Origin of the sequence: Chitinophaga caseinilytica (genome assembly GCF_038396765.1) — a bacterium.
GTDB classification, from domain to species: domain Bacteria; phylum Bacteroidota; class Bacteroidia; order Chitinophagales; family Chitinophagaceae; genus Chitinophaga; species Chitinophaga caseinilytica.
This window is the reverse complement of sequence record NZ_CP150096.1, coordinates 4757929-4775115: the sequence shown is the minus strand read 5'-3', so window position 1 is coordinate 4775115 and position 17187 is coordinate 4757929. Positions and strand designations below refer to the sequence as shown.

Annotated in this window: 12 protein-coding genes and 1 pseudogene; 7 read left to right on the top strand and 6 right to left on the bottom strand. The window is 54.3% G+C overall.

Annotation, left to right across the window (positions count from 1 at the left end; genetic code table 11):
- The first annotated feature begins 9 nt into the window (after positions 1 to 9).
- Together WJU22_RS19645 and WJU22_RS19640 are read left to right on the top strand one after the other, a co-directional pair.
- Entirely contained in the window at positions 10 to 813 is an 804-nt protein-coding gene (locus WJU22_RS19645) for an endonuclease/exonuclease/phosphatase family protein (protein WP_341839868.1), read from the top strand.
- Between the two features lie 341 nt (positions 814 to 1154).
- Positions 1155 to 3020 (top strand): HAMP domain-containing sensor histidine kinase, encoded by a 1866-nt coding sequence (locus WJU22_RS19640; RefSeq protein ID WP_341843786.1) that lies wholly within the window; start codon positions 1155 to 1157, stop codon positions 3018 to 3020.
- Between the two features lie 70 nt (positions 3021 to 3090).
- Here WJU22_RS19640 and leuB read toward each other — a convergent pair whose 3' ends face one another.
- The 4 genes and pseudogenes from leuB to leuC form a co-directional block, all read right to left on the bottom strand.
- Entirely contained in the window at positions 3091 to 4164 is a 1074-nt protein-coding gene (gene leuB, locus WJU22_RS19635) for a 3-isopropylmalate dehydrogenase (RefSeq protein WP_341839867.1), read from the bottom strand.
- A 15-nt stretch (positions 4165 to 4179) separates the two neighbouring features.
- Positions 4180 to 5676: an alpha-isopropylmalate synthase regulatory domain-containing protein gene (locus WJU22_RS19630; RefSeq protein ID WP_341839866.1), complete on the bottom strand. Its 1497-nt coding sequence runs from the start codon at positions 5674 to 5676 to the stop codon at positions 4180 to 4182.
- Positions 5677 to 5705: 29 nt separating this feature from the next.
- A complete protein-coding gene (gene leuD / locus WJU22_RS19625; protein ID WP_126243842.1) occupies positions 5706 to 6302 on the bottom strand; it encodes a 3-isopropylmalate dehydratase small subunit in 597 nt (198 codons plus the stop codon).
- A gap of 31 nt (positions 6303 to 6333) precedes the next feature.
- Positions 6334 to 7739, bottom strand: a pseudogene (leuC, locus tag WJU22_RS19620) (3-isopropylmalate dehydratase large subunit).
- Positions 7740 to 8077: 338 nt separating this feature from the next.
- On the opposite strand from leuC, the gene WJU22_RS19615 reads away from it, so the two are divergent.
- Positions 8078 to 8413, top strand: coding sequence for a hypothetical protein (locus WJU22_RS19615; protein WP_341839864.1), 336 nt, complete (start codon positions 8078 to 8080; stop codon positions 8411 to 8413).
- Between the two features lie 233 nt (positions 8414 to 8646).
- Positions 8647 to 9075, top strand: coding sequence for a hypothetical protein (locus WJU22_RS19610; protein ID WP_341839863.1), 429 nt, complete (start codon positions 8647 to 8649; stop codon positions 9073 to 9075).
- A gap of 85 nt (positions 9076 to 9160) precedes the next feature.
- Here WJU22_RS19610 and WJU22_RS19605 read toward each other — a convergent pair whose 3' ends face one another.
- Both WJU22_RS19605 and WJU22_RS19600 read right to left on the bottom strand, forming a co-directional pair.
- Entirely contained in the window at positions 9161 to 12325 is a 3165-nt protein-coding gene (locus WJU22_RS19605) for a M1 family aminopeptidase (RefSeq protein ID WP_341839862.1), read from the bottom strand.
- A complete protein-coding gene (locus tag WJU22_RS19600) occupies positions 12319 to 13218 on the bottom strand; it encodes an ABC transporter ATP-binding protein (RefSeq protein ID WP_341839861.1) in 900 nt (299 codons plus the stop codon). Before WJU22_RS19600 ends, WJU22_RS19605 begins: the two co-directional genes overlap by 7 nt.
- A 198-nt stretch (positions 13219 to 13416) precedes the next feature.
- Here WJU22_RS19600 and WJU22_RS19595 point away from each other — a divergent pair, with 198 nt between their 5' ends.
- The 3 genes from WJU22_RS19595 (at position 13417) to WJU22_RS19585 (ending at position 16997) form a co-directional block, all read left to right on the top strand.
- A complete protein-coding gene (locus tag WJU22_RS19595; RefSeq protein WP_341839860.1) occupies positions 13417 to 14913 on the top strand; it encodes a sensor histidine kinase in 1497 nt (498 codons plus the stop codon).
- Positions 14910 to 15740: a response regulator transcription factor gene (locus tag WJU22_RS19590; protein WP_341839859.1), complete on the top strand. Its 831-nt coding sequence runs from the start codon at positions 14910 to 14912 to the stop codon at positions 15738 to 15740. The genes WJU22_RS19595 and WJU22_RS19590 overlap by 4 nt, the downstream gene beginning before the upstream one ends.
- A 645-nt stretch (positions 15741 to 16385) precedes the next feature.
- Entirely contained in the window at positions 16386 to 16997 is a 612-nt protein-coding gene (locus WJU22_RS19585; RefSeq protein WP_341839858.1) for a hypothetical protein, read from the top strand.
- Positions 16998 to 17187 lie beyond the last annotated feature (190 nt).

The window sequence follows — 17187 nt, the reverse complement described above, 5'->3', positions numbered from 1 at the left end:
CCGCATAACATGAAATTCATACTATCTGCATTCATCCTGGCAGCCTGCGCGCAAAACGGCCCGCAGGCCGTCCCCGGGCCAAAGCCCGCCGCAATGGGCGATACGCTCCGTGTCATGACATATAACATCCATCACTGCAACCCGCCCACCAAACCCGGCTTCATCGACGTAGATGCCATTGCCGCCGTGGTGCGGGCACAGCAGCCCGACGTGCTGGCCCTGCAGGAAGTGGACGTGCGCACCCAACGCTCCGGGAACATCGACCAGGCGGCCCTACTGGCCCAAAAAACGGGTATGCAGGTGTATTTCGGCAAAGCCATCGACCACGACGGTGGGGAATACGGCGTAGCCATCCTGTCGAAGTACCCGTTGCAGAACGGGCGGACGGTCAGGTTGCCCGAAACGTCGAACCCCGCGGCGGAAGACCGGGTAGTAGCCCTGGCCGACATCACTTTCCGGAACGGGAAAAAGCTCACCATCGGCAGTACCCACCTCGATGTTAGTACTCCTGCCAACCGGGACGAGCAGGTGGCCGCCCTGAACCGCCTGGCAGACACGTTGGCGTTGCCGCTGGTGCTTTCCGGCGACTTCAACACCACGCCGTCTACCCCCGCATTTGCCACATTGCTGGAGAAATACCGGCCTTCCTGTACCGATTGCGGCTACACGATTCCCGTCATCAACCCCAAAAGGGTGATCGATTTCGTGCTGGCTACGAAGAAAAGCGGATGGGTGCCCGTACGGACGGAAGTGATCAACGAACCTTACCCTTCAGACCACCTGGCCGTTGTGGCCGAGTGGATCGTGAAATAACCGGACTGAACGGAAATCAGGCCCTGGAAACGACATCCCGCCCTTACCCGGCGGCGATGTCGTTTTTTTATGCGCGAAATCTTTACATTTGTATGGGAAGGAGCTGTGTAGGATGATGAAAACCTTATCCATGGATGGTTTTAAAATTCTGGCATCCCTTTTGATTTACCGGCTGTGACAGTAACAGTAACCAAAGGGCCCCGACGCATATCCCAGAACGATGGATATTACCTACTGACAGACGAAACCGAATAACCAATGAACGCAGGCCCCTTCACCGATGGAAACGAACACATATGCATTACCGACGCTTTCGGGCAATTGGTTGGTGTATTGTCTTGATGGTACTTTGCTCCACCAGGAGCTTCGGTCAACTCAAGCACATCCGCCAGCTGCAGCAATCACTTGCAACCATCCAGGATAGCCTGGCGTACGCAGACGCGCTGGCTGAACTGGCCGATTACTATCATTACCGGCAATGGGACAGTGTCATATATTATACGGACAAAGCCATGCGCATTTCCGAGCGCCACGGCTACGAACGCGGCATCGCCGGCGCGCTCACCGGGCGCGGCGTCTATTACATGACCCGCAACAATTACCTTTCCTCCCGTTTCAATAACGACGCCCTGCGGATGTACCGCAAAATGGGCGACAGCAGCCGCGTATCGTTGCTGCTCAATAATATCGCCATCAATTTCATTTTCGACGGCAACTACGCCAAATGCGTCGACAAGCTGTATGAAGCGGAACGGGTGGCGCGCGCAGCGCCGAGCGACAGCTCCCGTACCATCGCCTTGCTCAACCTGATCGATATCGATTCTTCGCTCACCAAGCGCCAGCGCGATTCCATGCTCATCCTCGCCAAACGGAACGCGGAGAAATGGAAAGACGAGATCATGTATAATTATTGCCTGCAGATCGAAGCCAAGCGCCTGTTCGACGCAGGCGGCAAGCAGGAAGGGCTGGACGGTTTCAGGGAATTGCTGGCAGACGCCGAAAAGAAGGGGAACTTCAGCTTCATGGCGTTCCTGCATCACGATATCGGGAAAATGATCCTGGAAATGGGGGGCGACAGCGCCCTCGCGATGCAGCATTTTACGGAAGGGCTGCAGATCTCCCAGCGCCAGAAATTCTTTTACGTGACCAGCCTGCTACTGCCCGAAATGATGCATTTATGCGAAGCGCTGGGCGATACCGCCAAAGCGCTCCACTTCGCACAGCAGCAACTGGCCCAGAATACCGAAGCGGTGACGGAATTACAGTCATCCGGGTTTACCTATTTCGATTATGTATTGAACGAGCGCAAACTGCGCGAAGCGCAATCCCGGCAAACGGCGCAGAAACGGACGATCTATCTCCTTGTACTGTTGACCATCGTAACCGGCGGGCTCCTGTTCTTCCTCTACCGTTCCCGCAGCCAAAGCCGGAAAGTAGCGCGGATCCAGCAGGAGCTGCGCGAAAAATCGGAAGAGCGCACCCGCGAGCTCGAAGACTGGGACCAGTTCCATAACATGCTCATCTCCGTGATGGCCCACGATCTGCGGGCGCCATTCTCCAGCATCATCACCATTTCCCAGCTGTTCGAAATGGAGCACGACCTTACGCCGAAAGAGATCGAAGGGATGATGGCCAGCCTCAAGAAAACTTCGGAAGACAGTATCCGGTTCATGGAAGGCCTCCTGGCCTGGATCAGCGCCAAGCGGAAAGGTGGGAAAATCCGTACGGATTCCTTCAAAATCGAAGACGTCATGCAAGAAGCCAACCAATTCTATACGATGGCACAGCAAGATAAAGATGTCAGGCTGGTGCTGGACGATAGCCTGCAAGGGCAGGAGGTGTATGCGGAAAAGAACATGCTGGGCTTCATCTGCCGCAATATTCTCAACAACGCCACCAAATACGCCGCCAAAGGCAAGCCCATCTTAGTCCGCGCTTTCGTGGACGGCGACCAGCTCATTACCGCCGTCACCAATTACGGCAAAGAGCTCAGCGCCGCCGAAATTGACAAGATCTTCAACCCGGAACAGAAAACCATGGCTACGAAAGACGGGCTCAAAGGCGCCGGCATCGCCATGATCATCAGCCAGGACATGCTCGCCCGCATGCATGGGCGCATCTGGGCCGAAAGGGAGCCCGGCATCGGCACCACGTTCTACTTTGCACTGCCGCGGAATTTATCGAACGGAGCTACGGTAGCGGTGTAACCCATCCAACAAAAAAATCCCGCACAAAAGCCGAAACCTCCGTGCGGGACGATATTTCCAAATAATCCGATTACAGTTGCGCCAGTACCTGGTCGCCCATGGCGGCGGTGCCCAGGATTTTGTCTTTGGGCGTTTTCGCGTCGGCGATGTCTCCGGTGCGGAATCCGGCTTTCAGCACTTTGTCTACCGCTTCGATCACCGCGTCGGATTCTGCTTTCATGCCGAACGAAATGTCGAGCAGGAGGGCTGCGGAAAGGATGGAAGCGAGCGGGTTGGCGACGCCTTTACCGGTGATGTCGTGCGCGGAGCCGTGGATGGGCTCGTATACGCCCGTGCCGTCGCCGATGGAGGCAGAGGCGAGCATGCCCATAGACCCTGCGATCTGCGAAGCTTCGTCGGTCAGGATGTCGCCAAACAGGTTGGCGGTCACTACCACGTCGAAACGTTTCGGGTCTTTGATGAGCAGCATGGCGGTGGCGTCCACGAACTGGTGTTCCACTTCCACGTCGGGGTATTCCGGTGCGATTTTCTGGATCACTTCGCGCCAGAGGCGGGAGGTTTCGATCACGTTCGCTTTATCTACGGAGCAGAGTTTTTTGCGGCGGGTGCGGGCGGCTTCGAAGGCTTTCCGGGCGATGCGCTCCACTTCGAAACGGCTGTATTCGGCGATGTCGAAAGCGGTGTCGCCATTGTTTTTACGGCCTTTTTCACCGAAATAGATGTCGCCGGTCAGCTCCCGGAAAAAGAGGATATCCGCTCCGCGGAGGATTTCCGGTTTGATGCTGGAGGCTTCCAGCAGCTCGTCGAACAGTTTGATGGGGCGCAGGTTGGCGTAAAGGCCGAGTTCCTTGCGCATTTTGAGCAATCCCTGTTCCGGGCGCACTTTGGCGGAGGGGTCGTTGTCGTATTTGGGATGGCCCACGGCGCCGAAGAGTACGGCGTCTGCCTTGTGCATCTTCTCCAGGGTTACCGCCGGCAGCGGATCGCCGGTGGCTTCGATGGCTGCGTGGCCCACCAGCGCGTCGTCGTAAGTGAAGGTATGGCCGAACTTCGCGGCGATCCTGTCCAGTATTTTCTTGCCTTCGGCAGTTACTTCCTGCCCGATCCCGTCTCCGGGAACGATTAATATATGCTTTGTTGCCATTCGGTTGAGATGGGTTTAAAGTAAGTTCAGCATTTTTTGCGTGGCCTTGATGGCGGAAACGGTCTGATCGCTGTCGAGCCCGCGGGTCTTGAATTCCCGCTGCCCGGCAACCTGCCAGGTGATGACGGTTTCGCACAGTGCGTCCGTTTTACCGCCGGGCGGGATGCGTACGGTGTAATCGGTCAGCTGCGGCAGTTCTTCTTTCCGTTTTTTATAGACTTTTTTCAGCGCGTTCATGAAAGCATCGTACTGCCCGTCGCCCTGCGCATGTTCTTCATAGCTCTCGCCATGAACGCTGATGCGCAGTGTGGCGGAGGGTTTGAGGTGCTTGGCGTGGGTGAGCACGTAATCTTCGATATGCACCTTCTGTTCGATGGTGTTGCTGTCGAGAATGTCGGAGATGATGTAGGGCAGGTCTGCCTGTGTCACCATTTCTTTCTTGTCGCCCAGTTCGATGATCTTCTGCGTTACTTTCTTCAGATCGGGTTCCGACAGCCGGATGCCCAGCTGCTGGAGGTTGTTCTCGATATTGGCTTTCCCGCTCGTTTTGCCCAGTGCGTATTTGCGCTGGCGGCCGAAGCGTTCGGGCATGAGGTCGCTGAAGTAAAGCTTGTTTTTCTTGTCGCCGTCGGCATGGATGCCGGCCGTTTGGGTGAATACGTTTTCGCCCACCACCGGTTTGTTGGCGGGAACGCGGATGCCGGAGAACGTTTCCACGAGTTTGCTCACGCTGTAGAGCGATTTTTCGGCCACGCTGGTTTTAACACCGGGCATGAAATCGTTCAGCACGGCGATGGCGCTGGCGAGGGGCGCGTTGCCCGCTCTTTCCCCCATGCCGTTGATGGTGAGGTGGATGCCGTGTACGCCGGCTTTCACGCCTTCGAGGACGTTGGCGGTGCCCAGGTCGTAATCGTTATGCGCATGGAAATCGAAGTGCAGTTTGGGATACCGCTCCACGATTTCGGAGAGGTATTGATACGACTCGTCGGGCGTGAGGATGCCCAGCGTATCGGGCAGCATGACGCGTTTGACGGGTTGGGTGGCGATGAAATCGAGGTACTGGAACACGTAATCGCGGGAATGGCGCATGCCGTTGCTCCAGTCTTCGAGGTACACGTTCACGATGAGGCCTTTCTTTTTCGCTTTGGCGATCACTTCGGCGATATCGGCGAAATGCTGTTCGGGTTTCTTTTTGAGTTGATGCGTGAGGTGGTTGAGGGAACCTTTGGTGAGGAGGTTCATCACTTTCGCGCCGGTTTCCTGCATCCATTGGATAGACACGTCTCCGTCCACGAACGTGAGCACTTCCACGCGCTCGAGCAGCTTGCTGGCCTTCGCCCATTTGGTGATGGCTTTCACGGCGGCCATTTCCCCGTCAGACACGCGCGCCGAAGCCACTTCGATGCGGTCTGCCTTCACTTCCGTCAGCAGCAGTTGGGCGATGGTCAGTTTTTCCGAAGGGGAAAAAGAGACGCCGCTCGTTTGCTCGCCGTCGCGAAGCGTGGTGTCCATGATCTCAAGATATCGCTGGGCGGGCATTGCTAGTATATGCTTTTGTCGGCGAACGTCCGGATTTCGTCCTTCATCGCCTGTAAATAATCGATATCGTCATAACCGTTCATGAGGTTATGTTTTTTGTAGCTGTTGATGGCGAAGGATTCGCTTTCGCCGGTGGCGGCGATGGTGATCAGCTGTTTGTCGAGGTCTACGGTGATTTCCGCTTTGGCGTCTGCCTCGATGGCGAGGAAGATTTTATCGAGGAATTCCGGGCTCACCTGAACGGGGAGGATGCCGATGTTGAGGGAGTTGTTTTTGAAGATGTCGGCGAAGAAGCTGGACACTACGCAACGGAACCCGTAGTCGTAGATAGCCCAGGCTGCGTGCTCGCGGGAGCTGCCGCTGCCGAAGTTCTTGCCGGCCACGAGGATTTTGCCGGAGTAGATCGGGTTGTTGAGGACGAAGTCCTGCTTCGGGGAATCGTCTCCGTTATACCGCCAGTCGCGGAAGAGGTTATCGCCGAAACCTTTGCGCTCGGTGGCTTTGAGGAAGCGCGCGGGGATGATCTGGTCGGTGTCTACGTTCTCGATGGGCAGGGGTACTGCGGTGCTGGTGAGAACGGTGAATTTATCGTATGCCATTTTTAGATAGTCTCTGTGGTTTGGAAGGAAGTTAAGCGATCAGGTCTCTCGGGTCGGTCACCACGCCGGTAACGGCCGCTGCGGCAGCTACGAGGGGGAAGCGAGCAGGGTGCGCGCTCCGGGGCCCTGGCGGCCTTCGAAGTTGCGGTTGCTGGTGCTCACGGCGTACTTGCCCGCGGGGATCTTGTCGTCGTTCATGGCCAGGCAGGCGGAGCATCCGGGTTGGCGCAGCTGGAAGCCGGCTTCGGTCAGGATGTCGTAAATCCCTTCTTCGCGGATCTGTGCTTCTACGATGTGGGATCCGGGAACGATCCAGGCGGTGACGTGATCGGCTTTTTTGCGGCCTTTCACGATGGACGCGAAGGCGCGGAAATCTTCGATACGGCCGTTGGTGCAGGAGCCGATGAACACATAGTCGATCTTTTTACCGAGCATGGCGTCGTTTTCATGGAAGCCCATGTAATCGAGCGATTTCTCGTAGCTGGCTTTGCTGCCGCCCGCTTTCGCCGCCGTGGGGATGCGTTGCGAGATGCCCATGCCCATACCGGGATTGGTGCCATAAGTGATTTGCGGCTCGATGTCGGCGGCCTGGTAGTCGTACACCACGTCGAACGTAGCGCCTTCGTCGGTTTTGAGCGTTTTCCAGTAAGCGAGGGCTTTGTCCCAGGCTTCACCCTGCGGTGCTTTTTCGCGGCCTTTGATATAAGCGAAGGTAGTTTCGTCCGGCGCGATCATGCCGCCGCGGGCGCCCATTTCGATAGACATGTTGCAGACCGTCATTCTTCCTTCCATGCTCATTTCGCGGAACACTTCGCCGGCGTATTCGATGAAGTAGCCGGTGGCGCCTGCTGCGGTGAGTTGGGAGATGATATAGAGGACAGCGTCTTTAGGGGTTACGCCTTTACCGAGTTTGCCGTTTACGTTGATGAGCATTTTCTTCGGTTTGGGCTGCATGATACACTGGGAGGAGAGTACCATTTCCACTTCGGAGGTGCCGATGCCGAAAGCGATGGCGCCGAAGGCTCCGTGGGTGGAGGTGTGGGAGTCTCCGCAGACGATGGTCATGCCGGGGAGGGTGATCCCGTTTTCGGGGCCTACCACGTGCACGATGCCGTTTTTCGGGTTACCGAGGCCCCAGTGGGAGATGCCGTATTTGGCGGAGTTGTTTTCCAGTGCCTTCAGCTGGTTGGCAGACAGGGGGTCGGCCACGGGGAGGTGCTGGTTAATGGTTGGAGTGTTGTGGTCCGCGGTGGCGAAGGTTTTGTTGGGGAACATCACCTGTAGCTGGCGGTTTTCGAGCCCAAGGAAAGCCACGGGGCTGGTAACTTCGTGGATAAAGTGCCGGTCGATGAAAAACACATCCGGCCCGTCTTCGATTTTCCGGACTACATGCGCATCCCATACTTTGTCAAATAATGTAGCGGGTTGTTGGCTCATTTTTTACGATTTATGTAATGTAACTGTAAAATTGTTAAAAAATATTTACATTTTCTCGATTATTTCTGCGGATGGTCTAATCGTGGCGGGGATTTGACATTGCGGTGAGGATTGATGGCGGGAAGGCGGCGGAATAGGGTGGGGATCTTGCTGAATTTTTTGTCATGTTTTTGTCGGTTGACAGTATTGATATATTTAATATCTATATCTTGGGATGACATTCCCTCAACCATGAATTGCAAGTACCTGCTGCATCTTCCGGTTAAATTTGCCGGGTGGAAACTTATTCAACATTATCTTTCATTATTCCCCCAATTATTTATTAAATAAATTGCAATATGAATGCATTGGAATTTGTAACTGCAATTAAAAGAGAGGTAATTGACAATGGGATGCAAGGGTATGAAAATACGTTAGGCAACGAGACAGCCGCGACAGATCCATTATGGATTGCAACAAGAAAATTATATAGTTCTTTATCATCATCTGATCAAAGTACCTTATTGCAATTTGTGCGCCTGGTTCAGGTAGATACACTATCCCATATTTTTGGCATATTGGATGGTTCATCTTACCTAAATGAGATGCGGGAAAGTTTTCAATTGATTTCAGAAAGTGATGGAGAAACTCTAAATGGCGATTTGCAGGATCTTTTGTTAGAGATGGAAGAATAGAAGTTGAAATGCGAAGATTGCTTCTCACCGCCCAATAGCTGATGATGCTTTAATACAGGTTGTTTTCTAGATGACGCTGATTTTTTTGATCCAATGAAGGCGACACTCTTTTAATAGGAATCACAGATTTTTTTTTGAATAAAATGAATGTACAAGTTATACTTCCATTGATTAGCAGAAGACGATCAGGAAAAATAAAACTGTTTTTATTTGGAGGCCTAATTTTGTTGTCTGTGGCCCTTTTCAGTTCATTTTTTGGGGTAGATCAGTTTAAGCTGATATTCTTAATTGCAGGTTTATTGTCATTGTGGGTAGGAGGTATGTTTACGGATCATGACATTATCGGGAATATTAAAATTACGGCGAATGAAATAGTGGTGGAGAAACCTGATTGTGTGGAATTATTTGATTTACAAGAATTGCAATCATTGAAATTTCAGATTTTAGGCATTAAAGGCGAGTTCTATTCCATGAATTCAATAGCTATAAAACAAGGATCAGATAATATTATTATGTTCAACTACTATGGTGAGAAGAAGGAATATCTATTCTTACTGGAAGAACCGCAGGCGGCTTCTTTAAAAACTATTTTTGAAGCCTGGAAACAAAGTAATATTGAGTTTCGGGTAGATAATAAGACGCACAAGCGTCTACACCGGTAAAGATTATCAATAGGATAAACGTCATATGCCGAAGCTTATTCTGAAAATGGCCTGCATTACATGCAGGCCACTTTAATATTTAATGTTATAATTCTTCCACTTTCCTGAACCACCGTTCCAATAACTCCTTTTCCTTTCCGGAGGCTCCTCTTTCCCAAATCTGCATCAACATTTCCGCGGTTGGCCGTCCATTCGGCGGTGTGTACCGTTGAAAAAGTTCCCGCATGCCCGCGTTCACGCGTGTTTCGCCCATGAGCTGCGTGAGGGTGTCCATGGCGAGGGCGCCTTTTTGATAGTGCACCCAGTTTTGGTCTGCCGAGCGCACGAGCGGGAGCTCTTTGCCGGAGCGCATCCCGAAATAGTATTGCCTGTCGGCCGCGAGGTATTGCAGATGTTTATCCCTGCCGAAGCGATGTTCCAGCACGCGGCCTTCTATGTGTTTGGCCATGGTTTCCGTGAGGAACTTGTACGACGAATCTCCCTGTGGCGTAAGAAGGCCTGCCCACCACTGGTGCGCGGTTTCGTGCGCGGCAGTGGCGAAAGCGTGGTTAATTTGGGCCGTATCGCTGTAATCTGCGGTGAACAGCACAGATTCTTTGGCGAACATGAGCGTCGGGTAGGCGGTAGCGGCACCGGGATATACGGGGATTTCCGCGAGGGTAAGGTTTTTGGCGGGATAAGCAGCGTAATTCGTGTCGCAATAATCCAGCGCGGCCTGCATGCCTTCCAGGATGGCGGGAACGTTGACGGAATGGCCGGGATGATAATACACCGTGATGTTGCGGCCCCGGTGCTGCAGCGTTTTTTCGGCATAGCGGGCGGAGCTGATGGCAAGACCTTCCGGTGCCGGGCCATCAGTCGCATAATCAAAATACGCGCGGTTATCCTTTTGCCAGTGGCGCGTCAGTTGGCCGGGCGCCAGCGCAGTTTGATCGGCTGCTGTGGAAATGAGGGTCGTATACCGGATGCGGTGATATTGCGTATCCGGCGGCGCGGTTGCGACGGTTTCAGTGAGATGGAACTTTGCACGGGTTGGGCGGTCGGAGAGGGCGTAACCGGCGTTGTAGCCGAAATAGGGAAGGTGCTTGTCCAGCTCAATGTAGCTGCCGTTGCGCGCCACGGAATGTTCGGGATTGAAAGGCACAAAGCCCGAGCGGTCGGCCTCCAGCCGGAAACGTACGCGCAGGGAATCGCCCGGGCGAAGCGGGTTTTGCAACAGGAATCTTTGTATTTGCAATAGATCGTTTTTGCCAATATTTTGCGCATTGTCGATGGAAATATTCCACGAGCGCACTTCCGGACTAACACCCGTTAACAGCGTATCAATCAACCCGGTCGTATTATTCCGGATGATGTATTCGCACTTTACGATGTATCGGCCGGTTTCCGGGAAGAGATCGATTTGGGTGTTGATGGACATGATATCCGGGAGGAATGCGGGCTCGAGGGGCGCTACAGCCGTCTCATAATCCGCCTGCCATTTTTCAGTATCTGCATCGCTTTGCCAGGCCGCAGGCGCGTGCATCTGTCGATAGATGTAAACCCCTGAGGCCATGAAAACCACCAGGGAAGCCACGAGCGCCCCTGCGCCGGCGGTATCCCATCCCCGGAACCAGCCTTTCACGCCATGCTGCCAGGCGCGAACAGACAATACGCCCATCAACACCGCCAGCGCCCCCCAATACAGCATCCACCAGCCATGCGCCAGCGCTACCCGTCCGAAGCCGTCCATGTCCGACCATTTGAAATGCTGTGGCAGCGCAAATCGCAACATGGGATGCTCCGTCCCGAAGCGGGATCCGAACAATACGGGCAATATCACGATCAGACAAACCATCATGCCCACGAACTTCCTTCTCACCACCGTCAACACGAAAATGGCAAGCACACCATGCAAAGCCAGCGGCAGCGCGGCGTACCAGTACAGCGATGCGTAAATATCCAGTCGCAGTGGTAAAACGCCATGTATCATTTGCACCACGATCCCCGTCACCACGTTCACCGTTACGATCGAAACGGCCATCACAGCCAGCGAGGCGGCTTTCCCGGCCCACAATATCCCCGCGGGCAACGGCGTGCTACCGATGATGCCGTCTATGCGGCTGGAGCGCTCGGCAAACACCAGTTCCGCGACGTAAAAGATGATCAGCAGTATCGCCGGTCGCACGGAAAGCAGGTGCTGCGCGATCTGTCCGCTACCGGGAATGGTTTGTATACCGTATAATCCGCGCAGCGATCCGTTCAACTCCACGAACATGTAGAATGCCCATAATCCCATCATCAGCAGGAACGGTACGTGCAGGCACACGGCGCGCACTTCCAGCCCCAGCCGTGCACGGAATGCGGATATCCAATACTTTACGCCGGATGTTTGCGTATAGGCGGTCACGTAAGTAGCCGAAATATCCGTTTCCGCTTCCTGCGCAGGCTCCGCTTTCGAAGCGGCGTTCGACGCAGACAAGCGGAATCGCCGGTACACAATCCACATCAGGCCCGCGGTGAGCAGCGCCCACAGTCCACGGTTCACCAACAGCGCGCCCGATAAGGGATACAGCTCAGTATTCCTTTGAGCGTATGTCCAGTAGCGCGTTCCACCGAAAAAGGGCGCCAGGCCGTAAGGGTCGGAGAGGATCGCGCCCAGACTTTGCCCGGTTCCGTTGGAACCCGCCAGCAGCGGCGATCCTGCGGCGATGGAGGCCGTCAGGTACAGGATGTACAGCAGCACACCACCGGCATACACCATTTTAGGGTCCCAGGTGCGCATGGCCAATGCAAACAGGATGCCGCAGGTAAACAGGATGTTCGGCAAACCGAACACCAGCAATGGCTGCAGGTAATGATGCAATACGAAAGGCCCACGCATGGAAGGTTCCAGCGTCAGGCTGCCCAGCCAGATCCCTATGGCGGCGAGGCACAGCAATGTGAAAACGGCAATGAACAGTCCGCCGAACTTCACGCCAAAATACCTGGCCTTCCCGATAGCCGTCGAGAAAACGAGCGCGTCCATCCGGAACGTTTTATCGCGGAGCAGCGCCCCGGCACTGAAAACCGTTGCGGCAAACACCGAACAAAGCGATAGTAATGCAACCACCACCGAGATGGCGTAGGGCGCGTTGCGATGGACTTCGTCGCCGCCAAAGTTCCCGCGGACGGTCACCAGGCCCAGTCCCAGAAAAGCCACGGCCGCCAGCCACCAGGCGGATTGCCGGAAATGATATCCGGTCTCGAAAGCGAGGAGTTTTGTTAACATGCGGCCGACTCCTTTTCCGGGCGCGCGGCACCGTTGAGGGCGGTGAAATAAACCAGTTCGAGGCCGGGCTCAATGGGCTCGAAGCCTTGTCCGGGATCGCTGTCAGACAGTACGAATACCTGTTTTTTGCCCCCGGAAAGCCTTACGGAAACTACGTTCCAGGCCAACTGGTGTGCCGCTACGGCATTATGTTCCACCGATTTCCGCCAGATGCGGCCGCGGATCGATTCGGTCAGTTGCGAAGGTTTGCCGCGAAGGATGATGTTGCCGGCGGCGAGAATGGCCATGTCCTGGCAGAGGTCGTGCACGTCTTCGACGATATGGGTACTGAGAATGACGACGATCTGTTCGCCGACTTCGCTGAGCAGGTCGTGGAAGCGGTTCCGTTCCAGCGGATCGAGGCCTGCCGTGGGCTCGTCGGCGATCAGGAGCTGTGGGTTGCCCAGCAATGCCTGTGCGATGCCGAAACGCTGGCGCATGCCGCCGGAAAAGCTGCTCACGGCGCGTTTCCGGACGTGGTACAAATGTGTTTGATGCAAAAGTGCGTCCACCTGTTCGCGGCGCTCCCCGGGGTGCAGGATGCCTTTTAATATGGCGAGGTGGTGGAGGAGGGAAAGGGCGGAAACGCGGGGATAGACGCCGAAATCCTGTGGAAGGTAGCCCAGCCGGCTGCGGAGGAAATCGGGGTTGCGGAGGATGTCGGTACCATCGAACAGGATTTGTCCTTCATCCGGCGGCTGCAGGGTGGCGAGGGTGCGCATGAGGGTCGATTTGCCGGCGCCGTTGGGGCCCAGCAAGCCGAACATGCCGTTGGGGATGGAGAGCGACAGCCCGTTGAGCGCCGTCAGGCTGCCATATTTTTTGGTGAGTCGGTGAATGTGAAGGCGAGACATGCGGGTTCGTTTTTTTGATATGAAGGCAAATTATCGCCGGTATTTTTCACCGGCAATTTGATATGCCGTACACTTCCGGGACCATGATGAAAGGTGTATAAACCCTGATTTCCGGACCGGCGAACTTACATCACGAAAACAAGGTCGTTCGTCATTAAATTTTGTCCAGATTCCCCGGATTGATTTCTTTTAATCCGTATGAACACGAAAAAGAGGCACGAAAACGTACTGGCCGGGATGCGCGGGCTGGAGCTATGGTTACTGGCGGGGTGGTTCGCCTGGATAGCGGCTATCTATACGCTGGCGGCTGACAGCGGTTGGGCGATGTACGGAAAGATATATGGCCTGGTGGTGGTCTGCCAGTTACCGGTATGGCTATACGTGGCGCTGCGCGGTCGCTGGACGGAAAGTGCCGCGCTATGGTGGCGCGTAAGTGCCTGGGGGCTTGTGTTTATCGTTTGGTTGTGGTTGCAAGTATTTGGGATGGAAAGCCTGCGTGTGCCGGATATTCCCGGCGGGTGCTTTGCCACGGCGGCTATGGGTACGATGGTGATCGAAGTAGCGGTGCAGTTGCAGGGTTATTTTCGTAAAAGCGGCGGGGCGGGTGGCTGGTGGCGGCGGATCAGCCTGGAGCGGGCGGTGTTGTTCACGATCGTGTTGATCGCGCTTACACTGGCGGCCATGGCGGTTTCCAGTATGGATGATCCGCAGTACAATCGGCAGGGTTTTCTGCTGATAGGGTTCGAGTTCAGTTTGCCGGCGCTTTTCCGCCACTGGTGGAGTTTTTGGTCGTTTGCCCTGCAGTTCTGCGTGATGTACGCCTGCGGGTACCTGTTTTTTTACATCAACAGCCGGGTGCTGGTGGCGAAGGTGTTGAAGCGTTACGGGATCGTGTTGTATGCGGGGGGCGTTTTGGCCACGGCGGCGTTGTTGTACCCGGTGATCGCGCAGCTGTTGTTATGGTTGCCGGTGAACCGTTTGCTGGGTGGGGTTTTTCCATCCAATCCGTTCGTGATGGAAAATGCGTTCGCGGCGATCATGATCATGCTCATCAGTCTGCCGCTGGTGGTGTCGATACAGTGGGGACGGCAAAACAGCCAGATCGCGGCATTGGAGAAAGAGAAGGCGCAGGCGGAGCTGGATTTGCTGAAGCAGCAGCTGAACCCGCATTTCTTTTTCAATACGCTCAATAACCTGTATGCCCTGAGCCTTACGCAGTCAGACAGAACGCCGGAAAGCATCCTGCAATTGTCGGAGCTGATGCGGTATGTGATTTACAGGGGCAAGGAGACGGCTGTGGAGGTGGAGGAGGAAGTCCGTTATCTGGAAAATTACATTGCGCTGGAGGAGATCCGGTTGAAGCGCCGGGCGGATATCCGTTTCGAGCGGGATATCCGGGTGCAGGGGAGGCAGGTTTCGCCGTTGTTGCTGGCGGTGCTGGTGGAGAATGCTTTCAAGCATGGGGTGGAGCCTTCAGCGGAGGCGGCGCATTTGCACATTTCGTTGTATTGCGACGAAGCGCAGTTGCGGTTCCGGTGCGAGAATTCGTTCGTTTCCGAGTCGGAAGGGCCTCCGGGCATAGGGCTGACTAATTTGCGGCGAAGGCTGGGACTTTTATATCCCGGGCGCCATTCGCTCGAAACCGGCACAAAAAATCATACATTTATCGCGGAACTTATCATTGATTTCTCATGAGCCTGCAATGCCTCATCGTAGACGACGAGCCCCTGGCGCACGACGTGATTCTGCAATATGCCCGCGATATCCCGGACCTGGAGATCGTGGGGCAGTGTTACCTGGCCACGGAGGCGCTGGCGTTCCTGAACCGCCGGCCGGTAGACCTTATTTTCCTGGACATCCGGATGCCGCGGCTCAGCGGGCTGGATTTCTTGCGCACATTGCAACACCGGCCGCTGGTGATCATTACGTCGGCGTATGAGGAGCATGCGCTGGAAGGATATGAGCTGGAAGTCTGCGACTACCTGCTGAAGCCTTTCCGGTTCGACCGTTTCCTGAAAGCGGTGAACCGGGCGCAAAGTATTTTCAGGTTGCGGGCGGAAGGGGAAAACCAGCAACGGGCCCAGCAAGGGAAAGGGCAGGAGCAGTGGGCCCAGTCAACAGGCAATTCCCCAGCGTCGGAAACACCGCCGGTACGATCGTTTCCGCAAGAGGGGGAGCCGGTTTCATCAGCGAACCCGTACATATCGGAGGATCGGGGGCGTTTGTTCGTGAAGAGCGACCGGAAATGGATCCAGGTGGAGCTGGAGCAGGTGCAATACCTGGAAAGCCTCGGCAATTATGTGAAGATCTGGGAGGCGGAGCGATTCATTCTCACGCCGAGGACGTTGTCGAGTTTTGAGGAGCAGTTGCCTTCAGAGACATTCGTTCGTATTCACAAATCTTATATTCTCAATCGCCGGTTCGTGCGCTCGATAGAAGGGAACGTGATCCAGTTGAAATCGGGGAAGCAATTGCCATTGGGGAAGAATTATCGCCATGTGGTGAGGTTGTTGCTGCAGTGAGTTCGATTTTTCGCGGCTGCTGGTATATCTGTATTCCTTCATCCTCGACTGCAGTTTCTTGTGCTTGATAGGATGGAACGTGATCCAGTTGAAATCGGGGAAGCAATTGCCGTTAGGGAAGAATTACCGGCATGTGGTGAGGCTGTTGCTACAGTGAGTTCGATTTTTCGCGGCTGCTGGTATATCTGTATTCCTTCATCCTCAACTGCAGTTTCTTGTGCTTGATAGGACGGAACGTGATCCAGCTGAAATCGGGGAAGCAATTGCCTTTGGGGAAGAATTACCGGCATGTGGTGAGGCTGTTGCTACAGTGAGTTCGATTTTTCGCGGCTGCTGGTATATCTGTATTCCTTCATCCTCAACTGCAGTTTCTTGTGCTTGATAGGATGGAACGTGATCCAGTTGAAATCGGGGAAGCAATTGCCGTTGGGGAAGAATTACCGGCATGTGGTGAGGCTGTTGCTACAGTGAGTCGGATTTTTTGCGCCTACCGGTTTTTCGGTATTTTGGGAAATGAAAAGAACATTCTTTTCGATGCATAGTATGTGATGCGTACCTTCGTTACGTTTAGGGCGAATTTTCGCGCAATCCGGAATTCGCTGAGGGATTGGCTCATTCATCCTACATCTTGAAACCGCAAAACCTATGGCCACGGCACTCCAGAAATTTCACCGGGTATCCGGAATTATCATTGCATGCTTCCTGTTACTACATTTTACCAATCATCTCTTCGCGCTGGCGGGGCCGCAATCGCATATCCGGGTGATGGAAATTTTCCGGAAGTTCTACCGCTTTCCACCGGTGGAAATATTGCTGTTGGTTTGCGTTGTTTCGCAGATCGTCAGTGGCGTAACCCTCATCGCAAGAAAAGGTTTCAGGCGGCAGTCCGTTGCCGTTAAGGTGCAGGCGCTCAGTGGTATTTATCTGGCGCTTTTTCTCATCAATCACGTTGCCGCCGTCATGTTGGCGCGCTATCAATGGCATATCGAAACCGATTTTTATTTTGCCGCGAATGTAGCGGTTGAATATCCGTCCAAGTTGTTCTTTATTCCATATTACACGCTATCGATCCTGAGCGTTTTCGCGCATGTCGCGAGCATTCACTACCTGAAAAGAACAAATTGGCCGGTAAATACCGTCCATTCAGTAAAGTTGGCAAACATCAAGCGTGAATCTTTCGTCATATTTGCGCTCGGGGCAATGATTACTGTGCTTGTTATGATCTCGTTTACGGGGATTTTGTACAAAATCGGTTGATGTATAGGTTGTATAGGAATTGGGCTGCTGCCGAGATTGCATTCGAGTTGAATAACAGACGGGGACTACCGCCGTCTTCGCATCAGGGCGGCGCTTGCAGGGTTTGTAACGATCTCTTTACGGGGTTTATGGGCGGAGTTTGTTGAATTCAAGTTGCATGGAAATTTGGCTATTTTCATTAATGCAGCCC